The sequence below is a fragment of the Kitasatospora sp. NPDC059599 genome, assembly GCF_042735125.1.
Lineage (GTDB): Bacteria > Actinomycetota > Actinomycetes > Streptomycetales > Streptomycetaceae > Kitasatospora.
In genome coordinates this window covers 227339-236399 of the sequence record NZ_JBHWCL010000001.1, presented here as the reverse complement: position 1 = coordinate 236399, position 9061 = coordinate 227339, and the positions used below count along the sequence as shown (strand labels likewise).

The following is a 9061-nucleotide window of genomic DNA, read 5'->3' as shown; positions in this document are numbered from 1 at the left end:
GTCAACCACCCGGCGACCACCGACGCCCAGTCGGCGGCCTACCTGACCGGCTTCGTCCTGGTGATGTTCGGCCTGGTGATCGCCGGTCCGTGGCTCACCGCGGCGGCCGCCCGGGCGGTGGCCCGGCATACCCACCGCCCGGCCGCGCTGATCGCGATGCGCCGGCTGGGGGACGACCCGCGGGCCGGGTTCCGCTCGGTCGCCGGTCTGGTGCTGGCCCTGTTCGTGACCACCGCGACGCTGAGCATCATGAGCACCATCGAGGCGAACCGGAGCACGCTCAACGGCGCTCCGGAGGTCCGCAAGGCGGTCGTGGACACCCCGCTGCTCGGCCCGGAGAAGCCGGTGCTGATCCCCGCGGTGCCCGACGGGGTGGTGGCCCGGGCCCGGGCCGTCCCCGGCTTCGAGGGGATGGCGCTGCTGCACGACAACCCGGCCGGGATCGGCGCGTCCCAGGACGGCAGGGAACGGATCGTGCCCGCCCTCGTGCGCTGCTCGGAGCTGGCGCAGATCCCCGTCGTCGGCCACTGCGCCCCCGGCGCCACCGTGGCGGCCGTTGACCGGAACGGCGTCCTCGACCTCCAGGCGCACCCCGACAAGGAGTGGCCGTCGGCGCCGGTCCCCGCCGACGAGGTCGCCCGCCTCCCGGTGTTCATCATCTACGCGACGACCGACGACTCCCCGGCGGCCAAGGAACAGCTGCGGACCCTCTTCGCCGAGGAGTTCCCGTCGTACCTGGCCAGGATGGCCGAGGACTGGAGCTCCGAGGGGCAGAAGAAGCTCCAGGGCTGGCGTCAGCTCGCCGACGTCGTCCTGCTGACCACCCTGCCGATCGCGGGCTGCAGCCTCGCGGTGAGCGTGGTGGCAGGACTCTCCGACCGCCGCCGCCCGTTCGCGATGCTGCGGCTGACCGGGGCGCCGCTGCGCCTGCTGCGGTGGGTGGTCGGACTGGAGAGCGCGCTGCCGCTGCTGGTGGTGTCGGCGCTCGCGATCGGGACGGGCTTCGCCGCGGCGGCGATGTTCCTCGAATCCCAGATGCACTACGGCCTGGTGTCCCCGGGCCTCACGTACTACGGGCTGACGGCCTTCGGGCTGGCCGCCTCGCTCGGGATCATCGCCTCGACGCTGCCGCTGCTGCGGCGGATCACCGGGCCGGAGGCGGCCCGCAACGGCTGAGCACCGTCGGTCAGTCGAGCACCGGCCCGGCGCCCCGAGTGGGCGCCGGGCCGTCCGTGCGTCCTCAGCGGGCGACGGGGTAGCCGTGCGTCCCGTCCCGCCGTACGCCGTCCGGACCGGGCAGCCAGCTGCCGAGGACCAGTGCGGACGGGTAGAACATCGGCTCCGGCAGCTCGTCCACCGCGAAGCGCTCCCAGCCGGCGCAGGCGTGCGGCTCGGTGACCACCGCCTCCGCCAGGCTCGGCGGCGCGAGGACGGCGGCGGTCAGCCGCGGCCGGCCGAGCTCGTGGTCGAGGTGTACGGCGAGCACCCGCATCCCCTCGGCCGGCAGCACGATGCCGGTCTCCTCCGCGAGTTCGCGGGCCGCGGTCTGCTCGAAGGACTCACCGGGGTCGACCTTGCCGCCCGGCAGGCTCCAGGTGGGCGGCTCGCCGGCGGTGGTGCGCCGGCCGACCAGCACCCGGCCGTCCCCGGTGGGCACGATGATCCCGGCGCCGAGCAGCGGCGCGGTGGTCCCGGCCTGCGGTGCGGTGGTCAACTCGCCGTCTCCTTTGGGTGGTTGCGGGAAGTGCTTACCAGTTGCCGCGCTCGTAGTCCTTGAGGAAGCAGCCGTACAGGTCCTCGCCCTGCTCGCCGCGCACGATCGGGTCGTAGACGCGGGCCGCGCCGTCGACCAGGTCGAGCGGGGCGTGGAAGCCCTCGTCGGCGAGGCGCATCTTGTCCGGGTGCGGCCGCTCGTCGGTGATCCAGCCGGTGTCGACGGCGGTCATCAGGATGCCGTCGGCCTCGAACATCTCCTGCGCGCTGGTGCGGGTGAGCATGTTGAGCGCGGCCTTGGCCATGTTGGTGTGCGGGTGGCCGGCGCCCTTGTAGCCGCGCTGGAACACGCCCTCCATCGCGGAGACGTTGACCACGTACTTGCGGCGGGACGCCGAGGCGGCCATCGCCGGGCGCAGCCGGCTGATCAGGATGAACGGCGCGGTGGAGTTGCAGAGCTGCACCTCCAGCAGCTCGACCGGGCCGACCTCGTTGACGGTCTGCACCCAGCTGTTGGTGGGCGCGAGGTCGGGCACCAGGCCGCCGGCGTCGATCGCGGTGCCGGCCGCGATCCGGGCGGGCGTGGCGGAGCCGGTGACCAGGGCGAGCGAGGTGACGTCCTCGGCGGCCAGCCGCTGTTCGTCGCCGCCCGCCTGGTGGGGGAGCGCGGGCAGGTCGACGCTGCCGCTGCCGAAGCGGCCGATGGTGGTGGACTGCGGCAGCTCGCCGGCCGGCAGCGGGGCGGACTCGGCGTTGACCAGCTCGCGGTAGGACTCCGGCGGGCGGCGCACGGTCTGCGCGGCGTTGTTGATCAGGATGTCCAGCGGGCCGTCGGCGGCGACCTCGTCGGCGAGCGCCATCACCTGGGCCGGGTCGCGCAGGTCGATGCCGATGACCTTGAGGCGGTGGATCCAGTCGGCGCTGTCCGGCATCGCCGTGAAGCGGCGGATCGCGTCGTTGGGGAAGCGGGTGGTGATGGTGGTGTGGGCGCCGTCGCGCAGCAGCATCAGCGCGATGTACATCCCGATCTTGGCGCGGCCGCCGGTGAGCAGCGCGCGCTTGCCGGTGAGGTCGGCGCGGGCGTCCCGGCGGGACCGGTTGAGCACCGCGCAGTTCTGGCACAGGTTGTGGTAGAAGGCGTCGACCTCGACGTACCGCTGCTTGCAGGTGTAGCAGGAGCGCGGCCGCTCCAGGATCCCGGCGATCTCGGTGGTGGTGACGGTGGTCAGGCCGAAGGCCCCGGCCGTCTCGTCGTCGATGCGGGTGGGCGCGCCGGTGGCGGTGCGGGCGGTGACCGCGCGGTCGTTGGCGGTCTTGCGGGCCCGGGTCTCCTGGCGGCGGCGCTGCTTGAGGGTGCGGAATATGCCGCCCACGGCCTGGCGGACGGTGATCGCGTCCGGGTGGTCGACGTGCAGCTCGTCGAGCTCGGCGATCACCTCCAGGCAGAGCCTCAGTCGCTCGGGGTCGAGGCCGGGTCCGTAGTCGATCTCCTCCTCGGTCCCCTCGTCCTGGCCCTGCTCGATGTCCGTCTGCCCGTTGCCCACGCTTGCTGCCGCTTTCCCGTTCGCCTCGCCCATTACCGCGTGAATGCTACGGGAGCGGTCCGGGCCGGGGCGAAAAGCCGACGTCGGAGGAGGGCTTTGGAGGATCCTCCATGTCTACGCGCGGAGCATTGATCACGGTTTGTGTACAGCCCCAGCAATGCTGCTCGAACTGGCTTTTGCCCCCGCCCTCCCGGAGAATCGAATGCTGGGTGCAGGGCGCCCGAGTGCGCCCCGACGGCATCGCCGCAACCGCACCCGAGGTGTAATTTCTCCCAGCCAGAGAGCCCCCTTCATGCGCTTCCTGAACGACCTCAAGCCCTCGTACGACCTTACGTACGACGACGTCTTCATGGTCCCCAGCCGTTCCGCCGTGGGCTCCCGGCAGGGCGTGGACCTCTCGTCGAACGACGGCACCGGCACCACCATCCCGCTGGTCGTGGCCAACATGACCGCCATCGCCGGCCGCCGGATGGCCGAGACCGTCGCCCGCCGCGGCGGCCTGGTCGCCATCCCGCAGGACATCCCCACCGAGGTCATCGCCGAGGTCGTCTCCTGGGTCAAGCAGCGGCACCTGGTGTACGACACCCCGATCACCCTCGCCCCGGGCGCCACCGTCGCCGAGGCGCTCTCGCTGCTCCCCAAGCGCGCGCACGGCGCCCTCGTGGTCGTCGAGGACGGCAAGCCGGTCGGCGTGGTCACCGACTCCGACTGCCAGGGCGTGGACCGCTTCACCAGCCTCGCCGACATCATGTCCCGCGACCTGCTGCTGCTGGACGAGGGCGTCGAGCCGCGCGCCGCCTTCGAGAAGCTCACCGAGGCGCACCGCAAGCTCGCCCCGGTGGTCGACGCCGAGGGCCGCCTGGTCGGCATCCTCACCCGCAAGGGCGCGCTGCGCGCCACCCTCTACACCCCCGCCGTGGACGCGGCCGGCAAGCTGCGGATCGCCGCCACCGTCGGCATCAACGGCGACGTCGCGGGCAAGGCCAAGGCCCTGATCGAGGCCGGCGCCGACGTGCTCGTGGTGGACACCGCGCACGGCCACCAGGAGTCCATGATCAGCGCGCTGCGCGCGGTCCGCGGCCTGGACCCGCAGATCCCGATCGTGGCCGGCAACGTGGTCGCCGCCGACGGTGTCCGCGACCTCGTCGAGGCGGGCGCCGACATCCTCAAGGTCGGGGTCGGCCCCGGCGCCATGTGCACCACCCGGATGATGACCGGCGTCGGCCGCCCCCAGTTCTCCGCCGTCCTGGAGTGCGCCGCCGAGGCGCGCCGGCTCGGCAAGCACGTGTGGGCCGACGGCGGCGTGCGGCACCCGCGCGACGTGGCGATGGCGCTGGCCGCCGGCGCCTCCAACGTGATGATCGGCTCGTGGTTCGCCGGGACCTACGAGTCCCCGGGCGACCTCCAGACCGCCGCCGACGGCCGCCAGTACAAGGAGAGCTTCGGCATGGCCTCGGCGCGCGCGGTGAGCAACCGCACCGTCCAGGACTCCTCGTACGACCGGGCCCGCAAGGCGCTGTTCGAGGAGGGCATCTCGCACTCCCGGATGTTCATCGACCCGGCCCGCCCGGGCGTCGAGGACCTGATCGACTCGATCATCGCCGGCGTGCGCAGCTCCTGCACCTACGCGGGCGCCAGCAGCCTGGAGGAGTTCCGCGAGAAGGCGATCGTGGGCGTCCAGAGCGCGGCCGGCTATGCCGAGGGCAAGCCGCTGCACTCCAGCTGGGCCTGATCGCCCGCTCCGGCGGATTCACCGGTCGGCCGGTTCCTCGCTTCGGGGAGCCGGCCGGCCGGTGCCGTCCGGGGGCCGGCGCCCGGTCCGTCGTCCCGACGGTCGCCCCGGCGGTGCCCCGGTCCGCCGTTCGGTCCGCCGTCCGGTCCGTCGTCGGGTCCGAGCGGGATCAGCAGGGCGCGCCCCAGCAGTCCCACCGAACCGTCCAGCGCAGCGGCGAAGGCCCGGGCCGCGCCCGGCAGGTGCCGCAGCTCCCAGAGCGCCCGGACGGCGGACCAGGCCGTCTCACGGGCGGCCCCGACGGACCAGGTGCCGAGCAGGTGGGTGAGCGGTTCGGCGCGCTCCAGCAGGTCGGGCCCGGGCATCAGCCGCTCCCGGACGGCCGTCTCCACCTCGGCCAGCACTCCGTTGATCCGGTGGTAGTCCTCCTCGATCCCGGCCGGTTCGCAGCCCCGGCGGCGGCAGGTGTCCACGACGGCCAGCGGCAGGTCGTGCTGGATGTGGGCGTTCATCCCGGCCAACGCGAACTGCAGCGGGTGCACCCCCGGGCGGGCGCGCAGCGCGAACAGCGGCCGCCAGCAGGCGGGCGGCTCCTGCCCGGCCGCGTCGGCGGCCACGGCCCGCAGGTACCGCCCGGCGAACACCACGTCCAGCTCGGCCATCGCCGACGGGTCGGCGAAGCAGCCGCCGTCGAGCCGGTCGCGGACCGCCTCCGTGACGTCGCAGTAGAGCCGGTTGAAGACCGCCACCCCGTCGGCCGGGGGCAGCCCCGCCCCGATCTCCCGCAGCCGGCCGAGCACCTCCTCGACCGTCGACGCCTCCGTTGCCGACGCCGTGACCACCGTCGTCGTACGATCCACCGCCGTGCCGGGCATGCGTCACCCTCCGATGTCGATCGTGCACTGATCGCATCATCGTGACAGCGCCGCCGAGCGCCCGGCCCACGCGGCACACGGCCGTCGAGGTGACGGAGCCCGCGGGGCGTGAGCCGTCGGGCACGGGCCGTCAGGTGCCGGGCGCGGGCCGTCAGGTCGGGAGCGGCCCGTGGGCCGGAGGAGGTGCGCCGCGGGGGCGTCAGCCCAGCTCGTACTCCAGGACGAAGGTGTGGGCACCGGACGCGTCGACGGTCAGGTGGAACTCGCCGGTGATCCCGACCAGCTCGCCCGCCCCCGTGCCCGGCACCACGCGTATCGTCGTGCCGGTGGTGTCCCAGGCCGCGTGCTGCAGCACGAACGATCCGGTGCGCCCGTCCAGTACACCCGTGACGTGCTCCACCGCGACGTACGACGCCGGGGCGCCGGACGGGCCGCCGACGGAGATCATCCGTACCTCGCTCGTGCCGCTCAGCCCGCCCGTGAAGGTCTTGGCGATCCGGATCCGCCCGAAGGCCGCGCCCTCGCGCTCCTCCGTGTCCACCGGCTCGAACGCCGTCACCTCGAACGATCCCTCAGCCCTGAACCCCATGACACCCGTCCCGTCGTCGATCGTCGACCGTGCTCCGGCGACCGGCTCCCCGCCGACCGTGCACCGAGCCTTGCACAGGCCACTGACAATTCGACCCGGGCGGCCGAGGGCGCCCCGCCCCGGGACGGCTCCCGCCGAGCCCTCGCCGAGCCCCCGCCGGGCTGCCCGTCACGGCTCCCAGCGCACCGCCAGCACCGCCGCGTCGTCGGCCAGCCCGGCGTTCCCGACCCAGCCGCCGACGTCCGCCAGCACCGCGTCCAGCACGTCCGCCGGGCTGCCGCCGTGCAGGTGGGGCAGCCGCTGCGCCAGCGGGTAGAACCGCCCCCCCGGCGTCCCGCGCCTCCGACACGCCGTCGGTGTGCAGGAGCAGCAGGTCGCCGGGTTCGGGGTCGAAGTGTCGTGTGGGGTACTCGTCGTCGGTCAGTCCGAGCAGGCCCAGTGGGGGTGCCGGGAACGGTGGTTCCAGTTCGCTGACGCGGCCGGAGCGGCGGAGCAGTGGGGCCGGGTGGCCGCAGTTGACGACCCGGACCGGGCCCCGGTCCGGGGGCACGTCGAGAAGCAGCGCGGTGGCGAAGCGGTCCGCGTCCGGGCGGGCGGTGAGTGCCGCGTCCAGTCGCTGGGCGAGCCGGCCCGGGTCGGGTTCGGTGCGGGCGGCTTCGCGGAACACTCCGAGGACGTCCGCGGCGGTCTCCACGGCGGGGAGCCCGTGTCCTTGGACGTCGCCGAGGAGGATCCGTACTCCGAAGCGGGTCTCGACCACGGCGTACAGGTCGCCGCCGATCCGGGCCTCGGCTGCTGCCGCGACGTAGCGCACCGCGACCCGCAGTGGTCCGATCCGCTCCGGTGGGGGCCGTAGCAGGGCCCGCTGTGCGGCCTCGGCCACCGTGCGGACCTGGAACAGCTCCCGCTCGCGGGCCGCCACCAGCACCACGCTGGCCGAGCTGGCCAGCGTCGAGGCCAGTACGGTGACCGGCACGCTGATCCGGACGGAGAGCGGCAGCTGCGCGTTGGCCGACTCCAGCAGCCCGACCGTGAGCAGCGCCGCCGCACCGACCAGCAGCGGCACCCGGGCCCGCCGGGTGGTCGCCCCGGCGAGCACCGGGGCCACCGCGAGCAGCGGGGCCAGGGTGGTCCCCGGGCCGATGGCCAGTGCGGCCACCACGGCGGCGACCAGCAGCAGGAGCGAGCCGTACAGCAGCATCCGGGTCCGTCGGGGCAGGTGCAGCGGTGGCACCCCGTCCGGGCCGTCGGCGGTCACGCGTCCTCCAGTGGTGCGTCGGATGAGCCGACGGGCCTCCGACAGGTGGTGCCCGGCGGATGGCCGCAGGCCCCCGGCGGAGCGAGGGCCACCGGTCCACTCTCCCCGCCCCGCTCCGGGGCGGCACCTCGACGGGGCCCGGGCCGGCACCCCGAGCCGGTCCCGGGCGTCGGCACCGGCCGGCCCCGGGGACGGCCCCGGCGGGGGCCGCACCTCGGGCGCGGGCCCGGCCGGGGCGCGCACTACGCTGGGCCGGGAGATGAGACGCAAGAGCCGCCGACCGGCCTCCCCCCTCCCGCAGCGCCTCGGCGTGGAACCGGTGCACCTCCGGCTGCCGCTCGAAGGCCCCTGGCCGACCGTGCGGGAGCACCTGGTCGAGCGACTGCCCGCCGTTCCGGCCGAGCGGATCGACGCGGCGCTGCGCGACGGCGAGATCGTCGGCGAGCACGGCCCGGTCGCCCCGGACGAACCGTTCCGCCCCGGCGCGCACCTGTGGTTCCACCGCGACCTCCCGGTGGAGGTCCCGGTCCCGTTCGACCTGGTCGTGCTGCACCGCGACGAGCACCTGGTGATCGTCGACAAGCCGCACTTCCTGGCCACCACCCCGCGCGGCAGGCACGTCACCGAGACCGCGCTCTCCCGGCTGCGGCACACCCTCGGCCTGCCCGAGCTCAGCCCCGCGCACCGCCTCGACCGGCTGACCGCCGGCCTGGCCATGTTCATCGTGCGCCCGGAGGAGCGCGGCGCCTACCAGACGCTGTTCCGCGACCGCCTGGTGCGCAAGGAGTACCAGGCGATCGCCCCGTACGACCCGGAGCTGAGCCTGCCGCGCACCGTGCGCAGCCACATCGTCAAGGAGCGCGGGGTGATCGCGGCGCAGGAGCTGGACGCGCCGCCGAACAGCGAGAGCCGGATCGAGCTGCTGGAGCCGCGCGACGGCCTCGCCCGCTACCGGCTGCTCCCGCTGAGCGGCCGCACCCACCAGCTGCGGCTGCACATGAGCGGCCTCGGACTGCCGATCCTCGGCGACCCGGTGTACCCGGTGGTCCTCACCGAGCCGGCCCCGGACGACTTCCGCCGCCCGCTGCAACTGCTCGCCACGGTGGTCGAGTTCACCGATCCGCTGACCGGCCGCGAACGCCGCTTCGAGAGCCGTCGCACCCTGGCCGCGTGGACCGATCCGCAGGGCTGGTCCGAGGGCTCCGGCGGCGGGTCCCGGCCCCGGCCGTAGGCCCGTGGGGCGGTCAGGCCGGTGGGCCCGTGGGCCCGCGGGCCGGTAGGTCGGTACGCCCGTCGGCCGGTCGGCCGGACCGGGTCACCGACGGGGTTGCAGGCCGTCCGTCGGCTCCT

The 9061-nt window shown here is 74.4% G+C and carries 8 protein-coding genes; 3 read left to right on the top strand and 5 right to left on the bottom strand.

All coding sequences use genetic code 11. The features are described 5' to 3' along the window. A partial coding sequence (locus ACFV04_RS01040; RefSeq protein ID WP_380525912.1) for an ABC transporter permease occupies nt 1–1176 on the top strand: 1176 nt, incomplete at its 5' end. Nucleotides 1177–1240: 64 nt separating this feature from the next. On the opposite strand, the gene ACFV04_RS01035 is transcribed toward ACFV04_RS01040, so the two are convergent. Next, the gene (locus ACFV04_RS01035) at nt 1241–1714 is read right to left on the bottom strand and encodes an NUDIX hydrolase (protein ID WP_380525911.1); all 474 of its coding nucleotides are present in this window, start codon (nt 1712–1714) and stop codon (nt 1241–1243) included. 34 nt (nt 1715–1748) lie between these two features. Beyond that, nucleotides 1749–3290, bottom strand: a complete 1542-nt coding sequence (locus ACFV04_RS01030; protein WP_380525909.1) for an SDR family NAD(P)-dependent oxidoreductase — start codon at nt 3288–3290, stop codon at nt 1749–1751. A gap of 259 nt (nt 3291–3549) precedes the next feature. Here ACFV04_RS01030 and ACFV04_RS01025 point away from each other — a divergent pair, with 259 nt between their 5' ends. After that, nucleotides 3550–4989 (top strand): GuaB1 family IMP dehydrogenase-related protein, encoded by a 1440-nt coding sequence (locus ACFV04_RS01025; RefSeq protein ID WP_380337812.1) that lies wholly within the window; start codon nt 3550–3552, stop codon nt 4987–4989. Here the strand turns inward: ACFV04_RS01025 and ACFV04_RS01020 are convergent. From ACFV04_RS01020 to ACFV04_RS01010, 3 genes are all read right to left on the bottom strand, one after another. Beyond that, nucleotides 4950–5864: a DUF5995 family protein gene (locus ACFV04_RS01020; protein ID WP_380525908.1), complete on the bottom strand. Its 915-nt coding sequence runs from the start codon at nt 5862–5864 to the stop codon at nt 4950–4952. The genes ACFV04_RS01025 and ACFV04_RS01020 overlap by 40 nt on opposite strands. Nucleotides 5865–6063: 199 nt before the next feature. Further along, nucleotides 6064–6423, bottom strand: a complete 360-nt coding sequence (locus tag ACFV04_RS01015; RefSeq protein ID WP_380525906.1) for a DUF3224 domain-containing protein — start codon at nt 6421–6423, stop codon at nt 6064–6066. 13 nt (nt 6424–6436) lie between these two features. Next, nucleotides 6437–7711 carry a PP2C family protein-serine/threonine phosphatase gene (locus ACFV04_RS01010; protein WP_380525904.1) on the bottom strand — a complete coding sequence of 425 codons (1275 nt, stop codon included), beginning with the start codon at nt 7709–7711 and terminating at the stop codon, nt 6437–6439. Nucleotides 7712–7970: 259 nt separating this feature from the next. On the opposite strand from ACFV04_RS01010, the gene ACFV04_RS01005 reads away from it, so the two are divergent. Beyond that, nucleotides 7971–8942, top strand: coding sequence for a pseudouridine synthase (locus tag ACFV04_RS01005; protein WP_380525902.1), 972 nt, complete (start codon nt 7971–7973; stop codon nt 8940–8942). Nucleotides 8943–9061 lie beyond the last annotated feature (119 nt).

Coding starts and splice junctions, on each gene's coding strand:
- ACFV04_RS01025 (WP_380337812.1), top strand. CDS start 3,550: ATGCGCTTCCTGAACGACCTCAAGCCCTCGTACGACCTTACGTACGAC.
- ACFV04_RS01005 (WP_380525902.1), top strand. CDS start 7,971: ATGAGACGCAAGAGCCGCCGACCGGCCTCCCCCCTCCCGCAGCGCCTC.
- ACFV04_RS01020 (WP_380525908.1), bottom strand. CDS start 5,864: ATGCCCGGCACGGCGGTGGATCGTACGACGACGGTGGTCACGGCGTCG.
- ACFV04_RS01030 (WP_380525909.1), bottom strand. CDS start 3,290: ATGGGCGAGGCGAACGGGAAAGCGGCAGCAAGCGTGGGCAACGGGCAG.